This window comes from Pseudomonas sp. 910_21, from assembly GCF_052850735.1.
In genome coordinates, this window is record NZ_VXCY01000007.1 from 37,934 (window position 1) to 54,995 (window position 17,062).

Here is a 17,062-nt window from a genome sequence, read left to right on the forward strand (position 1 = left end):
TGCAGGCATTTCCAGTGGCTCATGGGCGTATAGCCAATATTGTCGCCCCGAGCATGGGTTGCATCATAAACAACGGCACAAGGACATTGCTATCAAAATGCCGCTATCGGGGCGCGGCACCGTGTCGTGCGCCGAATAGGCAGGCAGGGAAGGGGCTGTGTCCTCGTCTACAACGGTGTCTGAGATCAGTGCTTGACTCTGTCCCTTGGGACAACCCGCATCCTGTCTTGTCTGTTTCAGCTTCCGCCGTCAGCGGATAAGGCAATCCATGAGTAGAGTATCGATGGTCACCGGTGCCAATGGGCATCTGGGCAACACCCTGGTGCGGGCGCTGCTGGCTCGCGGGCAACAGGTGCGCGCCGGGGTGCGTGACCCGGACCGAAGCTCCGCCCTGAACGGCCTCGACTGCCAGAAGGTACGCGCCGAGCTGCAAGACCCTGACTCTCTGCGTCAGGCCCTGCAAGGGGTAGAGGTGCTGTATCAGGTGGCGGCCGTGTTCAAGCACTGGGCGAGGAATCCCTACGCCGAGATCGTCGAGGCCAACGTGCAAGGTACGCGTAATGTGCTGCGCGCTGCGGCCGAGGCCGGGGTCCGGCGTGTGGTCTATGTCAGCTCCGTGGCAGCGGTTGGGCACAACGGTCAGCGCCTGGATGAAAACAGCTGGAACAGCGATCAGCAAAACCCGTACTACCGGTCGAAAATTCTCTCTGAGCGCGCCGCCTGGGACATGGCCCAGGCCTATGGCCTGCCGACGGTGGCGGTATTGCCCTCGGCGATCATCGGCCCTCATGCCACGCGGCTGACGGACACGATGGGATTTCTGGCGGCGGTGCTGGGGCGCAAGCTGGTGCTGGACCCGAATTTTCATTTCAACTTTGTCGATGTGCGTGACGTGGCCGATGGCTTGATCCGCGCGGCGGAGCAGGGTCGCCCGGGCCAGCGCTACCTACTGGCCAATCAACAGTCTTCATCGTTGGCCGAGGTCATCGCAGCGCTCAACACGCTTTGCCCCGAATATCGGCTACCGCGCCGCGCGCCCAAGGGTTTGTTGTTGCTGATCGCCTGGCTGCAAGAACAGCGGGCGCGCTACACCGGTCAGCCCGCGGAGTTGCTGCTGAGCCAGGTGCGGATGTTTTATGGGGTGCGCCAGCGTTACTGCATCGATAAGGCCATCAACGAGTTGGGCTACCAGCCGCGCTCACCCCATGACGCCCTCAGGGAGGCATTTGCCCATCTATTGCTGCGCTGATTCTGGCGCAGCACTCGGCACTGCTGCGGGGGCGAACTGCTGGTTGATCTGTTGTTGCAACTGCGTCAGTTGCTGCTCCTGGCTCTGCAAGGCCTGGATCTGCGCTTGCAACTCCAGGCGCTTGGCCTCGATACCCTGATTGGCCAGTGCCAGGGGGAAGGGGGCCTGATGGTGCTTGGCGGCCAGCAACTCGCTCATCTCTGCCAGTTTGAACCCCACCGCCTGGGCGCTGCGGATCATCTGCACCAGCGTCAAGTGATGGGGGCTGTACAGCCGATAACTGCCACGGCGCTGCGGGGTCAGCAGGCCCAGTTGCTCATACAGACGCAGGGCTTTGGGCGTGCATCCCGACAACGTGGCAAGTTCACCTATGTACATACAACGCTCTCTCGCTCATCCAGTTCCGGCCCGCAGTTTACTGACTGTGGTTCGATGACGCTTGGCTGGATCTGTTTGCCGTGAAGGCACCATCACCCGCTAGTGCCAGCATCCGCGGGCCACGAACAGAGAGGTCGGCAAGTGCTCGGAAAACACAGCTCCCCTGACGCAAAACAACCTTCGACAGGGGGCGAGCGCAACTCATCTAGGCGTGCAGGTGCTTTTTCAAGAATGATCGGGTTCGTTCGTGAGTCGGGTTTTGCAGGATCTCTTGCGGCGCTCCTTCCTCGACCACCACCCCGCCGTCCATGAAGATGATCCGGTCGGCCACTTCACCGGCAAAGCGCATTTCGTGAGTGACGATCAACATGGTCATGTGCTCGGCGGCCAGTTGTTTCATGACCTGGTTGACCTCTTCCACCAGCTCCGGGTCCAGCGCCGAGGTGGCCTCATCAAACAGCATGACCTTGGGGCGCATCGCCAGGGCCCTGGCAATGGCCACGCGCTGCTTCTGTCCGCCGGACAGGCGAGAAGGGTACTCGTCGAACTTGTTGGCCAGGCCCACCTTGGCCAAGTACTCCATGGCCAGTTCGCGAGCCGCTGTTTTGCTCAACCCTTTGAGCTTGATCGGTCCGAGGGCGATGTTTTCATGCACGGTCAAGTGCGGGAACAGATTGAAGTGCTGGAACACCATGCCCATCTGCTGGCGCACGCTATTGATGTGCTGTTCGAATGCGCGACCTTTCAAGGGCCGGTTGACGTGTTCGCCTTCTAGCCAGACTTCACCCTCGTTCAGCACTTCCAAGTGATTGATTGAGCGCAGCAGGGTGCTTTTGCCCGAACCACTGGGGCCGATGATGGCGATGATCTGTCCGCGCGAGACAGACAGATCGATGCCTTTGAGCACTTCAAGTGCGCCATAAGCCTTGCGCGCACCCTTGACTTCAACCATGAGTTTTTCTGTGGTCATCGTGACATCTCTACCTTATTTTCAAGAAGGTGCAGGCCGGCTTCCAGAACAAGATTGACCGCGTAATAAATCACCGCGACGGCCAAATAGAATTCGAACGGGCTATAGGTCTCGCTCACAGCGCGCTGGGCGCTGTAGACCAGCTCGGCAATACCGATGATGGACACCAGGGATGTGTCCTTTAACAGGACAATCAGGTTGTTGCCCAGCGGCGCCAGAGTGCTGCGCAGTGCTTGCGGGACAATCACGTAGCGCTGGGTCTGACTGCGGCTCAGGCCAATGGAGCGCGCACCTTCAATCTGCCCGGGGTCGACCGACATCACCCCGGCACGAATAACGTCGGCGTTGTAGACGGCGAAGTGCAGGCTGAGGCCGATGATGCCGGCCATCAGTGCCGGGATATCAATCCCCACTTGCACCAGGCCGTAATAGATCACGTACAGCTGCAGCAGCAGTGGCGTACCCATCAGCAGCCAGGTCATGAAACGTATGGGCAGGGATACCAGTTTGGGGGTGTAGAGAACGATCAGGGCAAAGGCTATTCCGGCAATCAGGCTCAATACACTGGAGCAGAGAAACAAGACGATGGTCCACCAGAGCCCGGTCGCCAGCAGCTCGGAATAGGGTGTCACGATACTCAGGTCAAGGCTTGGCATTGAGGCGTCTCACTTTGCCGCGAAGCGTTTATCGAGGTGGTCAACCATCAGCCTGACCGTGTAGACCATGGCGATGTACAAAATGGCCGACACCATGAATATCTCGAACGGCTTGTACGTGGAGCTGATAAAGCGCTGCGCCGTGTAGGAAAGTTCAACCACGGAGATGGTCGAAACCAGGGCCGAGCCTTTGATCAGCGCGACCGCATTGACGCCCAGAGGCCTGATCATCAGCTTCGCGGTTTGCGGAAGTGTGATCAGCCATAGGGTCTGGCCCTTGCCGAAACCGATTGAACGTGCGGCTTCGACCTGACCGGGATCGACGTTGCTGATCGCACCACGAATGGATTCGGCCATGTAGGCCGCGATGTTCAGGCCCAGGCCCAGGACCCCAGCGGAAAACGGTTCCAGCTCAAGGCCGATTTGCGGGCCGCCAAAGTAGATGAGGAAGAGTTGGACCAGGCAGGGCGTGCCGCGAAAAACGCTGACGTAGACCCTGGCCAGGCATCGAAGCAGGAAAAAGCCGGACAGTCGGGCAGCAACCAGCACGATTGCCACCAGCAAACCCAGCACCAGTGCCAGTAGCGAAACTTGCACCGTGATCCAGGCCGCCTCCAGAAAGAACGGCAGGGTGCGCTGTATAAGTGTCAGATCCATGGGCAGGCTCGGAAAAGTCGGATTGACTGGCCCGACGACAGGTCGAGCCAGGCTGCAGCTGAGTCAGCGAATGTCTTTGCCGATCCACTGCATCGAGATCTTTTCGTAGCTGCCGTCGGCGAGCATATCGTCCAGCGCCTGCTGCATTGCAGCCTTGAGTTCAGGGTTGTGCTTGCGCAGCGCAATGCCCATGCCTTCAACGCCGCCGTCACTGTCGGGTGGCGTGATGATGCGAACTTTCTGCCCGGTTTCCTTGACGGCGACCAGCACCGGAACGCTGTCCATCACCAGCGCGTTGAGGCGCCCGGCCTCCAGGTCGACCAGCATTTCGGGAAGGCCTTTGTAGGTCTTCACCTTCAGGTTGCCGCGCGCCCTGGCCCATTTGTCGTGGGCGTCGCCAAGGGTAACGCCCACCGTCACATCCTTCAGGTCATCCAGGCTGTTGATCGGCGAGTCCTCTTTCACCACGATGGTGCGGCCGGCGTGGTAATAGGGGCCAACGAAATCCACGGCCTTCAGGCGCTCCGGGGTAATGGTCATCGAGGCGATGATGGCGTCATATTTCTTGGCCAGGAGCCCGGCAATGATCCCGTCGAAGGGCGTGGTGACAATGCTCACTTTCACCCCGAGCCGTTGGGCCAGGGCTTCGCTGATGGAGGCGTCGAATCCGACGATCTGGTTCTGCTCGTTGGCAAAGCTGAAGGGCGAGTATTGACCGCTCATGGCGATGCGAATCTCTTTGGACTCCTGGATCGACTGCAAGTCATCTGCCTGAACGGCTGTAGGACAGAGGAGCGCCGCGGCCGCGACGGTGGATGCAGCAAGCAGACCCTTGAGCGTTCTGGTTAGCATTGGATGGCACCTTTGAAGAATTATTAATTATTGTTTTTGGGCTCTTCACCCAGGCCTCGGGAAAAGCTTTGCATAGGCCGTTCTGGAAAGCACCAGGCAAGGTGTCCGCCAGCCGGACACATTGCCGGAGTTGGCCGACACTATGTCGGCCGGGCGCGCAGGCTGTCACTCGCGCGCCGATCCGGACGCTCTAGCGCAGGGCAGCCTGGAAGCTTTCGTCCAGCACCTCAAGCAGGAAGTCGGCGTTCTTGTGACTGAAAATCATCGATGGGCGCATTTTCAGAACGTTGTCATAGGGGCCTTCGGTGCCGATCAGAACGCCGCGCTCCCGGGCACCATCGGCGACCTTTTTGGCCAGTTGCGTGGCCGGAGATTTGCTCTTGCGATCAGTGACCAGTTCGATCCCGAGGAACAGCCCCAGTCCGCGTACATCGCCAATGGCCGCGTATCGCTGCTGCAGCTTGCGAAAGCCTTCGAGCAGATAGTTGCCCACCGTCAACGCGTTGAGTTTCAGGTTGTCGCGCTCAATCACATCGAGAACGCTGAGCCCCACGGCACATGAAACCGGGCTGCCGGCGAAGGTATTGAAGTACTCCATGCCGTTGTTGAAGCTGTCGGCCATCTCGCGTGTGGTCACCACCGCCGACATGGGATGGCCGTTGCCAATGGGTTTGCCCATGGACACAGCATCGGGTACCACGCCCTGGGTTTCAAAGGCCCACCAGTGGCTGCCCACTCGGCCAAAGCCGACCTGGACTTCATCGGCCAGGCACAGACCGCCTTCGGCACGAACCATTGCATAGACCTCCTGCAAGTAGTTTTCCGGGAAAAACAGTTGCCCGGCGACACTGGGAATGGACTCCGCCAAAAAGAATGCCGGGGCTCGGCCCTGCTTGCGCATGCTGTCGATCTGCTCGGCGACACTTTGCGCGAAACGCTTGCCCAGCTCTTCGAATGGCCAGTCATCCGCTGCGCGGTAGGCATCCGGCACGGCCGCCTCGAATACATGCGCTGCACGCCCCTTGCCGGCCTTGCGCTTGTACTTGTAGGGGCTGAGGTCAATCAGCTCCTGGGTCGTGCCGTGATAAGCCCAATCCAGCACGATGGCATCGTTGCGCCCGGTGTGATTGCGCGCCATGCGCAGCATCAGGCTGTTGGCTTCGCTGCCTGAACAGCCAAAGGAGGCGACCGCCAGGCCTTCGGGCAAGGTTGCGGTGAGTCGCTCGGCGTACTCCACGATGTTGTCGTGCAGGTAACGGGTATTGGTGTTCAGGCGTGAAGCCTGGCGCGAAAGGGCTTGCACCACATCGGGATGGGAGTGGCCGAGATGGCAGACGTTGTTGAAGCAGTCCAGATAGGCGCGGCCAAAGTTGTCGATCAACCAGACCCCATCACCGCGTACGAACTTGATCGGGTCCGAGTAGGAAATCGACAAGTTGGGAAGCAGCATTTCCTTACGCTTGGCCACGATCTGCGCTTTGGTTCGTCCTTCCTGGTGGTAGGTTTCCGCGGGGATTCCGGCCAGCGTCGATGCATCCGGGAACAGGTCGGCCCACACCTCAAGATAGGCGCGCTCACCGACGCCGATGAACTCGCTCGCTTGCAACTGGGTGTCGGTGGACATCTGGAAATGCACATGGGGCAGCCAGCCGCCATTTTCCGTATCCGCGCCCATGTGACCCACCAGCGCGCCGGCCTCAAGACGGTCCCCGGGCTTGAGGCGGGTCAGCGCTTCGTGGGCCATGTGCCCCCACAGGGTCAGAAAGGGCGGACAGCCTGCCGGCGAGTGCTTGAGCATGATCAAGCCGCCATAGCCCAGCGGTTCAGGCTCGACCTCGACGCTCTGCACCACACCGGCAAGCGGTGTGTACAGAGGCGTTCCGGCCGGCATGATCAAGTCGACACCCAGGTGCATGATCCGACGCTCTCCTTCAATGAATCGAGATTCAAAGGCGCTGTCGGTGTAGATGGTCCTGGCTTCGCCCCATGGCCCGATGCCCAGCGGCACCTGATGTTCAGCAGAGAAATCATTCCACCACCGGGTGGCCTCTGCCGGGCGCTGCTCGGCTGAGGCGATGGTCATTTCATGGGCAGCATCGGCGAACGGCACAATGGCCTTGTTCAGGGTCGCCGCCGATGGATGCACGATATCCGCAAAGGACTGGCGGTTTTCATCCACCCAGCGGCGAATGGCCCCGGCACCTTCTATCGCGTCAAAACCACAGGCTTTGCGCAGGATCGCCGTCGCCAGGCGCGGGTTCATGCGATCCATCTTTTCCAGCAGGCGCCAGGCCGGGGCTTCGCTGATGGCCAGGTAGGGATTGTCCTGGGTCTGCTCGTGGCGCGAGGCCGACAAGGTGACGCTGATGACCAGGCGCATGGCGATCAGATTGAACAGCACGTCCAGCTCTTGCGGCTGCAGTGGGTAGCGCTCATGGAAGCCGCCGGTGAGAGCGGCGGCCGCGCCGATGGGGTCTTGCATGTCGAGAATGGCGTAGGCGCAAGTGATGGCGACTTCGGCAATCAGCACCGTGTGCACGGCATCGCCAAAATCGATGATGCCCGAGACCTGCTGGTGGTTCTGCGGGTCGACGAGGATGTTCCAGTCATTGCCGTCGTTGTGAATGACCTGGGTGCGCAAGCGCGCAAGCCTGGGTTCGACCCGGGTTTCGAAATCATCGATGAAGCGCTCCAGAATGGCACGTCTGTCGGGGTCTTTGACGAAATGCAGGCGGGCTCGGGAACGTGCGGCGTATCGCAGATCCCACTCCAGATCGCGAACCGCGCCGGGATGCATGAAGCCCTGAAGTGCATGATCCATGTCGGCGAATGATTGACCCAGGCTGCGCATGAGTTCGAACGTGCGCTGGACTTCGGCCAGCGGAGTACCGTGCAACCAGCTCACCAGGCGCACCGCGTGGGTTTCGCCAGAGGGCGCCATTGCCGAGGCGAGCCAGTCGCCGGTCAGGCTTTTCTTCAGCTGCGGCACGCCAAGCTCGGGGCTGTGATGGGCCAGATGGCTGAGGATGGCGGTCTGCAGCGCGCTTTCAATGGGTGGTTCGCTGGAGTTGACGACTTTCAGAATCCATCCCGCATCGCTTGCTGTGTTCAACCGGAAGTTGCAGTCTCGCTCGCCGTCCAGAGGCGAAGCCGTAGCGATGACATTGAAAAGCTGCTCAGCCAAGTGTTCGGCATCGCGTGGCGAGAACTGCGGGGCGGGGTGGCAAAGGTCGGTCATGGTAATGGTTTTCCAAGTTATTTTTTTCAGTTAGCTTGGCATGCGAAATCTTCGAGGGCAGTAGGTATGCGGTCGGCTTTGGCCTGCATATTGTCGGAATCGACCGGCACAAACTCGGCAGTCAATTTGAGGAGTTTCAATGCGCGACCTGGACGCGAAAGATCGCGAAATACTGGACATTCTGTCTAAAGAGGCGCGGATTGCCCTGAAGGCCCTGGCCGCGAGAATCGGACTGTCCAGAAGTGCCACCAGCGAGCGCGTCCTCAACCTTGAACGCAATGGGGTGATCAGAGGCTATCGTGCGGATATCGGCGAAATCGACGCCAATGTGATTCGCGCCATGTTTCTGGTGTGCCTGAAACGCACGCCGGCCATCAGCCTGCTGGACCTTCTGGCCCAGCACTCGCAGGTGCGCCGCATCTCCTCGGTCAGTGGCCAGCTCGACCTGGTGATTGAGACTGAATCACGCACCATTGATGATCTGAACCGAGTCCGGGATGCCGTAGCCAGTCACGAATCCGTCGAGGACATCACCACGGCTGTGGTTCTTCGTCGCGATATCGATCGACAGACATCCTGATCCGCCGCGGCGGCAAGACTTGATGGAGCTTGCCTGCGGGAAAGGCCGGACAAGCCCTCAAACGCTCTGCAATGCACGCTTGGCGCCTGATCCCAGTGGCCTGATCTGTGGAGTCGGGCCTGGCCCTTTACGGCAATCGCAACGTGCCGCGCTGTACAACTCCCATTCGCAAACCATAAAATGAGAAGCATTATCATTAATGCGAATCTCCCATGCACAACCACAGCCTTTCCTCGCCTGTCGCCCAGTTGTATGCGAACCATCACGGCTGGCTGCGCGGCTGGTTGCATCGGCGCTTGGGGCACAGCGCCGATGCCGAGGACCTGGCTCACGACACCTTTATCCGCGTGTTGCGCTCCCAGGAGGATGTGCGTGAGCTGCGCCAGCCCATGGCGTTTCTGGCCACCATCGCCAATGGCTTGCTGATCAATCGCTGGCGCCGTCAGGCCATCGAGCGGGCCTATCTGGAGGCGTTGGCGGCGCGGCCGATGGGGGAGGAGCCTTCGCCGGAGGAGCGGCATCTGATGATCGAGACCCTGCTGCAGTTGGATTCGCTGCTGGTGGGCTTGTCGTCGCGGGTGCGGCAGATTTTCTTTCTGTCCCAGCTCGATGGCTTGACCTATGCGCAGATCGCCGTGCAGTTGGGCTTGACCGTGGCCCAGGTGCAGCGGGACATGGGCAGGGCGTTCAGCGTCTGCTATGCGAGCCTGTTTGAATGAGCGGCGCGGCGGTCGATCCCCGGGTGCGGGACAGCGCCATCGATTGGCTGGTGCAGATGCAGTCCGGGCTGATGAGTGCTGCGGACCACCAGGCCTTGCAGCAGTGGCGCGAGGCCAGTGCCGAGCATGAGTACGCCTGGCAGCGGGTCAGCCGTTTGCCGCTGATGTTGCAGCCGGGGGCTCATCTGCTGGCCGATGCCACGGCGCGCCGGGCCTTGCAGTCGGCGGGTGCCGATCCACAACGGCGGCGGCAAGTGCTCAAGTGCCTGTTGGCGCTGGGACTGCTGGGCGGCATTTCCTGGCAGGGGGCGGACTCCACCCTGGTGCGTTCAGCCTTGGCCCGTTATCGCACCGGTATCGGTGAACGGCGACGTTGGGCCCTGGCGGACGGCGGGTCGTTGTGGCTGAACACCGCCAGTGCGGTGAACCTGGACTTGAGTGCGGGGCAGCGCAGCGTGCAGTTGATCGAGGGCGAGTTGGCGCTGGATACCCCGGCCGGATCGGCCTCCCTGCAACTGCAAACACCGGATGCGCTGTTGTACAGCCGCGGCGCCCATTTGCTGGTGCGCCATGATCGCCAGGGCACTCAGGTGACCGTGCTGCGCGGGCTGGTGCAGGTCAGTGCCCGGCAGCAGTCGACCCCGCTGCCATTGCAGGCTGGCTGGCAAACCCGAGTCGATGGCCGGGGAGCAGGGCGGCCCAGTGCCATCGATGTGTTTCTGGCCCAGTCCTGGATGCGCGGCATCCTGCCCGCCGAGCGCATGCGCCTGGATCAGTTGCTGGCTGAGTTGGCGCGCTATCGCCCGGGTTTTTTACGTTGCAGCGAAGCTGTTGCCGCTTTACGGGTGACCGGCAGTTTTCAACTGGACGACACCGATGCCGCCCTGGCCCTGGTGGCCAATACCCTGCCGGTGCGCATCGAGCGCAGAACCCGTTATTGGGTGACTGTGGTGCCGGCCTGAAAATTTTTTTTCACTCGCGCGATAGTTTTTTCGATCTGGCTTGGCCTTCAGGTATTACCCACCGGCACAGGTGGGTTTCGATCCCTAGGAGCCTTGCATGATTTTCCCCGCTCGTGTCTTGCGTACCCATACCTTCGGCCTGCTGTTGCTCAGCCTGCAACCGCTCTACAGCGAGACGGTGCTGGCTGCCGGCGAGCGTCACTACAGCATCGGCGCCGGTCCCCTGGACCAGGTGCTGTCGCGTTTTGGCGCCGAAGCGGGGATCAGCATGGCGGGCAGTGCGCTGCTCACGGCGGGCAAGACCAGCCAGGGCCTGCAAGGGGATTTCAATACCGAAGCGGGCTTGAACAAATTGTTGTCGGGCACCGGCCTGGGCTACGTGCGCCAGGCCGACGGCGGCTATGCCTTGCGCCTGCGCTCTGATGCGGTGTCGTTGCCGACGCAGAAGATCAAGGGCGAGAACCCTGACGAGGAGGAGGTGTACCGGGCGCCGCGTTCGTCGGTGTACATCTCCGCCGACGACATGCAGCGCTTCGGCGTGGTGTCGGTGGGCGACGTGCTCAAGGGCCAGCCTGGGGTGCAGGTCGGCGACAGCCGCAATGGCGGCGGCCTGGATGTGAACATTCGCGGCATCCAGGGCCAGAGCCGGGTGGCGGTGACGGTGGACGGTTCGCAACAGGCGCTGGATGTCTATCGCGGTTATGCCGGCACCCAGCAACGCAGCTACATCGACCCGGACATGATCAGCGACATCGCCATCGACAAGGGCCCGAGCCTGACTTCCAGCGCTATCGGCGGCACGGTAAAGATGCGCACTCTTGGCGTCGGCGACATCCTCAAGGACGGTCAGAATGTCGGCCTGCGGCTCAAGGGCGATGTCTGGAACAACGGTGTGGCTCCGGCCCGTCGCGACCCCCACTCCAAGACCGAGGACCTGTACTCGGAACCGCACCAGAGCCGTGGCGGGCTGTTCGGCTCGGACGCGGAGGCCGGCAGCGCCGCGTTCGCCTATACCCATGAGTTTTTCGATGTGGTGGCGGCCTACGCCCATCGCAACCAGGGCAACTATTTCGCCGGCAAGAAGGGCCAGGATCGCTACCGCACCTTTGACCGCTACGGTGATGAAGAGACCAGCGTGGCCACCACCTACAACGCCGGGGAAGAGGTGCTCAACTCCTCGTCGAAGACCGAATCGTGGCTGCTCAAGACCACCCTGCGTCCGGCGGACGGCCACACCTTCGACCTCGGCTATCGCCGCTATGACGGGCGCATCGGCGAGATCATGCCCTCGGACATCTTCCGTTTCGGCACCGGTGGCATCTACCAGTACCCCCTGGGCCACACCCAGATCGACACCTACACCGCGCGCTACAACTACCTGCCCTCGGACAACCCGCTGGTGGACCTGACTGCCGACCTGTGGATGACCGATGCGCAGACCAGCCAACTGAGCGCATGGTCGGCACCGGCCTCCCAGGCCTATCGCACGGACCGCTCCTGGAGCCGCCAGGCCAACCGCCGCACGGGTGGGGGGCTGGCCAACACGTCGCGCTTTACCACCGACTACGGCGACTTGAAACTGGACCTGGGCGGCTCGTTTCAGCTGGAGGAACTGCGCCCGCAAAAAGGCGTGGTCACCACCCAGGACGACATCAACGCCAACCGCAGCTTGCGCGAGGGTTCCCGGCAAGAGTTCAGCTTCAACGGCAAGCTGGAATACAAACCGGTGGACAGCCTGACGCTGTGGGGCGGCGGTCGCTACACCCACTTTCACAGCAAGGACCATGTCGCCTATTCGACTGCGCGCAAAGAGGAGCGAGAACACAAGTACGTGACCGTCTCAAAGCCGGGTGACTATGGCTACCTGATGTGGTTCCCGGACCAGAACGGGCTGTACACCGATGCGACCGACCCACGCTTGAACAACGCGATTGTCTTCAACAACACCAACTTCCCGTTCGAGGGCACGCCCTATAACCAATACGGCGCGACCGAGACGGAGGTTGGCGACTCGCAAGTGGGGCGGGTGGTCACCGGGTTCAACTATTCGGGCAAGGACAGCAACCGCGGTGGTGCCTTTGCTCCGGCCTTCGGGATCAATCTCGAAGTGCTGCCAGACACCTTCGTCTATGCCTCCTACACCCAGGGTTTTCGCATGCCTTCGCTGTTCGAGACCGGTCGCGGTGTGCAGCAGACCACGCCGGGCAAGGGGCTCAAGCCCGAGCGTTCGAGCAACTGGGAGATCGGTGCCAGCACCTTGCACAAGGGGCTGTTCGTGGAGGACGATTCGGCGGCGATCAAGCTCGCCTACTTCAACAACAGCATCAAGAACTACATCACCCGCTACTACGATCCGAGCCCGGGCCTGTGGGGCTTGATGCGCTTCAGCAATACCGACAGCTACACCACCCGTGGCCTGGAACTGCAAACCCACTACGATGCCGGACGGATGTTTGCCGACCTGTCGTCCACCTACTACCTGAAGACTGAAACCTGTGATGCGGCCTTCGCCGCCACCCTGCGAGCCACCAGCAACCCCTACCAGAAAACCGCCGCCACCCCGGACTGCACCCCGGGCAGCTTCATGGGCTCCTACACCAACACCCAGAACCCGCCGCGCTTTGCCGGCAACCTGACCACCGGCCTGCGCTTCTTCGACCAGAGCCTGACCCTGGGCACGCGCATTACCTACACCTCGGGGCCCACCGTCACCGCCGACAAGCCCTGGCAGACCGGTCCCACCACGCCACAGCTGAACTACCGCGAAGTGGCGCTGTTCGATCTGTTCCTCAATTACAAGTTGAAGGAAGACGCCAGCCTCAATGTGTCGCTGCAAAACCTTACGGATCGCTACTATCTGGACCCGCTGGCGCAGAGCTTCATGCCGGCACCGGGGCGCACGCTGCGGGTGGGGATGCAGGCGAAGTTCTGAGAGGGGTAGGAGGGGAGTCGATCACTCCCCTCTGACACGCTTGAGCCAGTTCCAGAACGGATCGTCCGATTCCGCGGCGTCCATGCTGACGGTGGTGGGGACTATCGCCGATGCCCGCGGCGGAATGCTCAGCCCCAATCGCTGTTCAACATAGCTTCGCAACAGCAGGGGAGGAGGCGGGTAGTCGTCATCGGCGTATTCATCCTCACGTACCTGTTCCGGCGTGCACTCAAATTGCTCTGGCCAGCACAGCTCGTTGTAACCAATGGCCAGCAGGCGCAAGAGGTCTTGCGTGGTGTCCGTCAGCACGCAGAGCATCAGCGAACCTGAACCCGAGCCCAAGTGGACCATGCGTTGCCGGTCATTGTCGTCCCGCCACAGCCCGGCCCAGGAACCGTCTGCGCCAGTTCGCAGGAATATCACCAGGCGTTGGTTCACCTCGGGATCATCGCTGGCGGTCCAATAGGCGCTTCGGGCAGGTTCTGGCAGGTAGAAAGCTGTAGTGGCGATAGCGCTGTATTCAGGTTCGGGGTGCAGGGTCATATAGCGCACCCCATCGCGCCGGGTCCGCACGCAACCGTGATCTTCCAGCCATTGAAGGGTTTGCTGCAGCAGGGCCGGCAGCGGATTGCTGGCAGCAAAGGCGCCGGCCATTTCATTGGTGAAGGTCATGTTTTTGCTGCTCCAGCTCTGCCTTGTTTTAAGTGCGGAAGATGCTGTTTGTTTTAAAGTCTGCGCTCATGATCAATTTTGTGATTTCCTTTGAGAACCTTTCCATTTGTTCTTTTGATTGGAAAGTTCCCCTGTACACATACTTGTCAGGAGGAGTGGATATGGCAAGTTTGAAACCTTCAAGACTGCTCGCCGAGGTCTGGATTACTGCGAGATTATTAACTAGATATTCACTTCCACTTTGCGCATCTATGGCGACGATATAAAAAGATCCGTTTTCTTCACGCTCTTCTACATGATCAAAATACATGAGGCTTCCCTTTGTTAATTGGCCTTCAAGGCTAGCGCCAAGGTCAAGTATCGCTGCGCATTGGATAGGCTAAAGGCATCGACTTGAGGCCATTATTCCAGCGTTTCGATCGGGAGACCATGGTTGTTTCGCTGGGATGTGGAGCTCACCTGGCATTACCGGTTGTTCACGAAACAACGGGGGACGATAGGTTTTTCATGCTCTTGAGCGGTAGCTTCCGGCCCATTGCGATCTGTCGGGAAGGGCCGCAATAGATCCCGGGCCAATGGAGGAAACTTTTAGACCCAGCGTGGAAATGGACCACTCACCGAGTGTCGGTATCACTATAAGTTGAAGTAACGGTCGCCAGAGTTTGCCTGCGGAGCCTGATATGGAATCGATCGTGCCTTGTGCCGAGTTCACTTGAGAGCGCCCCCAGAAGTGCCTCGCTGCCCATTGGAGATTGTTCTCTAGTTTGGGCGGGGGTCTCTTCTGAGCATGCTTGGCAATCCCCGAGAAGGGCGGGTATTGCCAGCAGAAATACTTGCCCGTTGCACGAGTCAGGGTTCATTGCTGGGTTCCAACGGTCAGTGGATTGGCGAAGAGTTACCAGCCCCGCCGAGCGGCGGCTGATATCATGTCGGCACTTAAAAAGCCGGGTAGCCCCACATGAATCGCCGTAAAAAAATCCAGCAGCTATTGAAGGCCCACGCCAAGAAGGCCAGTGCCAAACTGGCTCCGCAAAAAAAGTCCAAGTACATCAGCAAGGCTGATCGGGCGAAGCTGGCCACCGAGTCCAATGACGACGCTGTGGTTGTCACTGAGAGCTGATCCGTCCGCTTGAAGCCCGATGGATCCTTATCTGGCCGACCTGCGCGACGCTATCTTTTCTCGGGCGGAGCACGCCTCTGGCCAGTAGAGGCGTGGCCGGGTCAGTTCTACAGGGGGCAGAGCATGGTCTGCACCTTGATCTGGGGATGGCTTTCCAGGGGTTCCCATTCATCGATGAAGGCGAATCCCTGCTTCAGATAGAAGTGTGCGGCTCTTGCGTTCTCGGGGGCGACGTCCAGATACACGCACTCATGGCCCTGGTCTCGCCCACGGGATTTCACCGCGTCCACCAGCTTTGCGGCCACGCCGCTGCCCCGTGCGTCGGGGGCTACCCACATGCCAATCAAGTTGTAGCGGTTCTCGGCACTGACTGCGGCACCGATCATTCCCACCGGCTGCTGGTCCTTGAAGGCCAGCCAGAATTGGCTACCGGTTGACGAGGCGCGGTCCTGCCACTGCTGGTCACTGTAGTGGGCGGCAGTCTGGTAACTCACGCCAAAGGCAGTAGGGGTGTCCTGAAGTGCCGCGAGACGAACGCGCTTCAACAGCATCCAGTCCCTGGTTTGCGTCAATCGAATGTCCATGATTTTCCTGGTGGTGGGTGAAGACACAACAACTCGCAACTGCGGCGAGCATTATCCTTGCAACTTGAAGCTGCCTTGGGCCGTGGCGGACAAGTCCTGCACAAATGCCCCAACCGCTTGGGCACTGCGCAGGTGAACGACAGGAACCTGTGGCCCGATAGCCAGGCGTACAGCCTCGATGCCCGGGCGGTTTACCCTATCGAAATTCCACACGAAACTCAGGAATTTCAGGAACTCCTTCACAGATCCAGGCATCCCCGCAGACGGCCTGCCGGACTCGGCTGCGGAAAACCTCATTGTCCGCCTCCACCCAGCCGGGCTCCCAGAACAGCCTGTCCAGGTGTACGACCGGCAACTGAAGGCGGCGACCCAGTTCACGGGCCAGGGTCGATTTGCCACTTCCCGCATTACCCAGAATCACGATGCGCTGCATGAGCCAGTCCCTGCTGAAAAACCGCCAAGCCTAGCAGTCACCAATGGCACGAAAAACCTGTGCTCTTCGAAAACGAGCAAAAAAGCTGCGGATTATCCGGCCCCGGACACCGGTGCCGCCCCGTGCGGCTTTGCGGCCCGTGATGTAGAGTTGCGCCCGGGCCAGCGCTATATCGTCGACTTCGCTCCTCGCGACGACATCATCGAAGGCTGTAACGCGAAGGTCGATACCGAATCGATGGCATTGACCCTCCAGGGGCCGACCACAAGAGAAGGGAACGGACAACATGCATTGGATTCAGACCCTGATCGGGCCGCTCGAGGTACTGGCCGAAGTGCGGGCTGAGCTGCCGTCCGCGGTGCTGTGTCCGCTGTGCCAAGGGTTGGCGTTGATCCCGGTGACCGAGGCGCTCGAGGTGCAACTCCAGGGACGAGCACAGGGGCGGCTGTCCGCCGTACGCCCCTTCTCGGGTGAGCTGGCGTGCGGTGTTGCCGAGCTGGCGGCGCAGCTCTCGGATCGAGGTCCTATTGTTTATGCCGCGACCTACTTCCATGGCGGTACAGGCGGGCAAGACGCCGTTGTCTGGCTTGAAGGCGAGGTGGTGCTGAACATCGGCGACGAGGAGGACGACATGAGCCCCTGGCCGGACTCTCCGATCAGTCGCGCCTTGCGCCGGATCGGGGTCGTGGCCAAGGTCGGTGAGGATGAGTTCGATGCGTTGGGGCTGGGTCGCCATCGAAGCAACCAGGCCTGGGCCGACGCTCAGTCCGCCTGACGCTCCTGGGCCAAAGCATGCCGCCCACTACGTTTGCTCTTGTTCGGCAAGGTCGGTCTTGTATTCGCCCCACTCCATGTACGCGTAGTACTGGGTCATTGCTTCGAAGTGGCTGTGGGCTTCAACTTCCCACACAAGCTGGGCGTCGGGGTGAAGCAGTTTGCGTGCGGTGTTTCCCTGTGGGCCGCTCAGACAGAAGGTCTGGCAGTCATCCGGTTCCATCCAGAGTTGGTAGTTCATCTCTTGCGCTTCTGAGTGTGGGGGAGGCTATCGTCGTTTTGGCTC

At 60.6% G+C, this 17,062-nt stretch carries 17 protein-coding genes and 1 pseudogene; 7 read left to right on the top strand and 11 right to left on the bottom strand.

Annotation, left to right across the window (positions count from 1 at the left end; genetic code table 11):
- The first annotated feature begins 268 nt into the window (after positions 1 to 268).
- Positions 269 to 1,249 carry an NAD-dependent epimerase/dehydratase family protein gene (locus FW796_RS21600; protein WP_404939301.1) on the top strand — a complete coding sequence of 327 codons (981 nt, stop codon included), beginning with the start codon at positions 269 to 271 and terminating at the stop codon, positions 1,247 to 1,249.
- Here the strand turns inward: FW796_RS21600 and FW796_RS21605 are convergent.
- From FW796_RS21605 to FW796_RS21630, 6 genes are all read right to left on the bottom strand, one after another.
- On the bottom strand, positions 1,235 to 1,627 hold the full coding sequence (locus FW796_RS21605) for a MerR family transcriptional regulator (RefSeq protein ID WP_346636049.1): 393 nt from the start codon (positions 1,625 to 1,627) through the stop codon (positions 1,235 to 1,237). The genes FW796_RS21600 and FW796_RS21605 overlap by 15 nt on opposite strands.
- Before the next feature lie 205 nt (positions 1,628 to 1,832).
- Positions 1,833 to 2,597, bottom strand: coding sequence for an amino acid ABC transporter ATP-binding protein (locus tag FW796_RS21610; protein ID WP_346636050.1), 765 nt, complete (start codon positions 2,595 to 2,597; stop codon positions 1,833 to 1,835).
- Positions 2,594 to 3,253: an amino acid ABC transporter permease gene (locus FW796_RS21615; RefSeq protein ID WP_346636051.1), complete on the bottom strand. Its 660-nt coding sequence runs from the start codon at positions 3,251 to 3,253 to the stop codon at positions 2,594 to 2,596. The genes FW796_RS21610 and FW796_RS21615 overlap by 4 nt, the downstream gene beginning before the upstream one ends.
- 9 nt (positions 3,254 to 3,262) lie before the next feature.
- Entirely contained in the window at positions 3,263 to 3,910 is a 648-nt protein-coding gene (locus FW796_RS21620; RefSeq protein WP_346636052.1) for an amino acid ABC transporter permease, read from the bottom strand.
- Between the two features lie 63 nt (positions 3,911 to 3,973).
- A complete protein-coding gene (locus FW796_RS21625; protein WP_346636053.1) occupies positions 3,974 to 4,762 on the bottom strand; it encodes an ABC transporter substrate-binding protein in 789 nt (262 codons plus the stop codon).
- Between the two features lie 190 nt (positions 4,763 to 4,952).
- Positions 4,953 to 8,000, bottom strand: a complete 3,048-nt coding sequence (locus tag FW796_RS21630) for an aminotransferase class III-fold pyridoxal phosphate-dependent enzyme (RefSeq protein WP_446439994.1) — start codon at positions 7,998 to 8,000, stop codon at positions 4,953 to 4,955.
- A gap of 139 nt (positions 8,001 to 8,139) precedes the next feature.
- Here FW796_RS21630 and FW796_RS21635 point away from each other — a divergent pair, with 139 nt between their 5' ends.
- From FW796_RS21635 to FW796_RS21650, 4 genes are all read left to right on the top strand, one after another.
- Positions 8,140 to 8,580, top strand: coding sequence for an Lrp/AsnC family transcriptional regulator (locus FW796_RS21635; protein ID WP_404939305.1), 441 nt, complete (start codon positions 8,140 to 8,142; stop codon positions 8,578 to 8,580).
- A gap of 212 nt (positions 8,581 to 8,792) precedes the next feature.
- Positions 8,793 to 9,299, top strand: coding sequence for a sigma-70 family RNA polymerase sigma factor (locus FW796_RS21640; protein ID WP_346636056.1), 507 nt, complete (start codon positions 8,793 to 8,795; stop codon positions 9,297 to 9,299).
- A complete protein-coding gene (locus FW796_RS21645; RefSeq protein WP_446439995.1) occupies positions 9,296 to 10,261 on the top strand; it encodes a FecR domain-containing protein in 966 nt (321 codons plus the stop codon). Before FW796_RS21640 ends, FW796_RS21645 begins: the two co-directional genes overlap by 4 nt.
- A 97-nt stretch (positions 10,262 to 10,358) precedes the next feature.
- On the top strand, positions 10,359 to 13,193 hold the full coding sequence (locus FW796_RS21650) for a TonB-dependent receptor (RefSeq protein ID WP_404939309.1): 2,835 nt from the start codon (positions 10,359 to 10,361) through the stop codon (positions 13,191 to 13,193).
- A gap of 21 nt (positions 13,194 to 13,214) precedes the next feature.
- Here the strand turns inward: FW796_RS21650 and FW796_RS21655 are convergent, their stop codons facing one another.
- Together FW796_RS21655 and FW796_RS21660 are read right to left on the bottom strand one after the other, a co-directional pair.
- Positions 13,215 to 13,865: a hypothetical protein gene (locus tag FW796_RS21655; protein WP_346636059.1), complete on the bottom strand. Its 651-nt coding sequence runs from the start codon at positions 13,863 to 13,865 to the stop codon at positions 13,215 to 13,217.
- Between the two features lie 28 nt (positions 13,866 to 13,893).
- Positions 13,894 to 14,175 carry a hypothetical protein gene (locus FW796_RS21660; protein ID WP_346636060.1) on the bottom strand — a complete coding sequence of 94 codons (282 nt, stop codon included), beginning with the start codon at positions 14,173 to 14,175 and terminating at the stop codon, positions 13,894 to 13,896.
- A 648-nt stretch (positions 14,176 to 14,823) separates the two neighbouring features.
- On the opposite strand from FW796_RS21660, the gene FW796_RS21665 reads away from it, so the two are divergent.
- A complete protein-coding gene (locus FW796_RS21665) occupies positions 14,824 to 14,985 on the top strand; it encodes a DUF2986 domain-containing protein (protein ID WP_123724540.1) in 162 nt (53 codons plus the stop codon).
- A 107-nt stretch (positions 14,986 to 15,092) separates the two neighbouring features.
- On the opposite strand, the gene FW796_RS21670 is transcribed toward FW796_RS21665, so the two are convergent.
- Positions 15,093 to 15,569 carry a GNAT family N-acetyltransferase gene (locus FW796_RS21670; protein ID WP_346636061.1) on the bottom strand — a complete coding sequence of 159 codons (477 nt, stop codon included), beginning with the start codon at positions 15,567 to 15,569 and terminating at the stop codon, positions 15,093 to 15,095.
- Positions 15,570 to 15,620: 51 nt separating this feature from the next.
- A pseudogene (locus tag FW796_RS21675) lies at positions 15,621 to 16,002 on the bottom strand (AAA family ATPase).
- A 286-nt stretch (positions 16,003 to 16,288) separates the two neighbouring features.
- Between FW796_RS21675 and FW796_RS21680 the strand changes: the two are divergent.
- The gene (locus tag FW796_RS21680; RefSeq protein WP_446439996.1) at positions 16,289 to 16,777 is read left to right on the top strand and encodes a hypothetical protein; all 489 of its coding nucleotides are present in this window, start codon (positions 16,289 to 16,291) and stop codon (positions 16,775 to 16,777) included.
- Positions 16,778 to 16,804: 27 nt separating this feature from the next.
- Here the strand turns inward: FW796_RS21680 and FW796_RS21685 are convergent, their stop codons facing one another.
- Positions 16,805 to 17,017, bottom strand: coding sequence for a hypothetical protein (locus FW796_RS21685; protein ID WP_159897905.1), 213 nt, complete (start codon positions 17,015 to 17,017; stop codon positions 16,805 to 16,807).
- Positions 17,018 to 17,062: the final 45 nt, after the last annotated feature.

Bases quoted from the DNA above. Each gene is read 5' to 3' on its own strand.
- FW796_RS21680 (WP_446439996.1), top strand. From the start codon at position 16,289: ATGCATTGGATTCAGACCCTGATCGGGCCGCTCGAGGTACTGGCCGAA.
- FW796_RS21605 (WP_346636049.1), bottom strand. From the start codon at position 1,627: ATGTACATAGGTGAACTTGCCACGTTGTCGGGATGCACGCCCAAAGCC.
- FW796_RS21655 (WP_346636059.1), bottom strand. From the start codon at position 13,865: ATGACCTTCACCAATGAAATGGCCGGCGCCTTTGCTGCCAGCAATCCG.
- FW796_RS21650 (WP_404939309.1), top strand. From the start codon at position 10,359: ATGATTTTCCCCGCTCGTGTCTTGCGTACCCATACCTTCGGCCTGCTG.
- FW796_RS21600 (WP_404939301.1), top strand. From the start codon at position 269: ATGAGTAGAGTATCGATGGTCACCGGTGCCAATGGGCATCTGGGCAAC.
- FW796_RS21660 (WP_346636060.1), bottom strand. From the start codon at position 14,175: ATGTATTTTGATCATGTAGAAGAGCGTGAAGAAAACGGATCTTTTTAT.
- FW796_RS21665 (WP_123724540.1), top strand. From the start codon at position 14,824: ATGAATCGCCGTAAAAAAATCCAGCAGCTATTGAAGGCCCACGCCAAG.
- FW796_RS21635 (WP_404939305.1), top strand. From the start codon at position 8,140: ATGCGCGACCTGGACGCGAAAGATCGCGAAATACTGGACATTCTGTCT.
- FW796_RS21620 (WP_346636052.1), bottom strand. From the start codon at position 3,910: ATGGATCTGACACTTATACAGCGCACCCTGCCGTTCTTTCTGGAGGCG.
- FW796_RS21640 (WP_346636056.1), top strand. From the start codon at position 8,793: ATGCACAACCACAGCCTTTCCTCGCCTGTCGCCCAGTTGTATGCGAAC.
- FW796_RS21630 (WP_446439994.1), bottom strand. From the start codon at position 8,000: ATGACCGACCTTTGCCACCCCGCCCCGCAGTTCTCGCCACGCGATGCC.
- FW796_RS21670 (WP_346636061.1), bottom strand. From the start codon at position 15,569: ATGGACATTCGATTGACGCAAACCAGGGACTGGATGCTGTTGAAGCGC.
- FW796_RS21645 (WP_446439995.1), top strand. From the start codon at position 9,296: ATGAGCGGCGCGGCGGTCGATCCCCGGGTGCGGGACAGCGCCATCGAT.
- FW796_RS21615 (WP_346636051.1), bottom strand. From the start codon at position 3,253: ATGCCAAGCCTTGACCTGAGTATCGTGACACCCTATTCCGAGCTGCTG.
- FW796_RS21685 (WP_159897905.1), bottom strand. From the start codon at position 17,017: ATGAACTACCAACTCTGGATGGAACCGGATGACTGCCAGACCTTCTGT.
- FW796_RS21625 (WP_346636053.1), bottom strand. From the start codon at position 4,762: ATGCTAACCAGAACGCTCAAGGGTCTGCTTGCTGCATCCACCGTCGCG.
- FW796_RS21610 (WP_346636050.1), bottom strand. From the start codon at position 2,597: ATGACCACAGAAAAACTCATGGTTGAAGTCAAGGGTGCGCGCAAGGCT.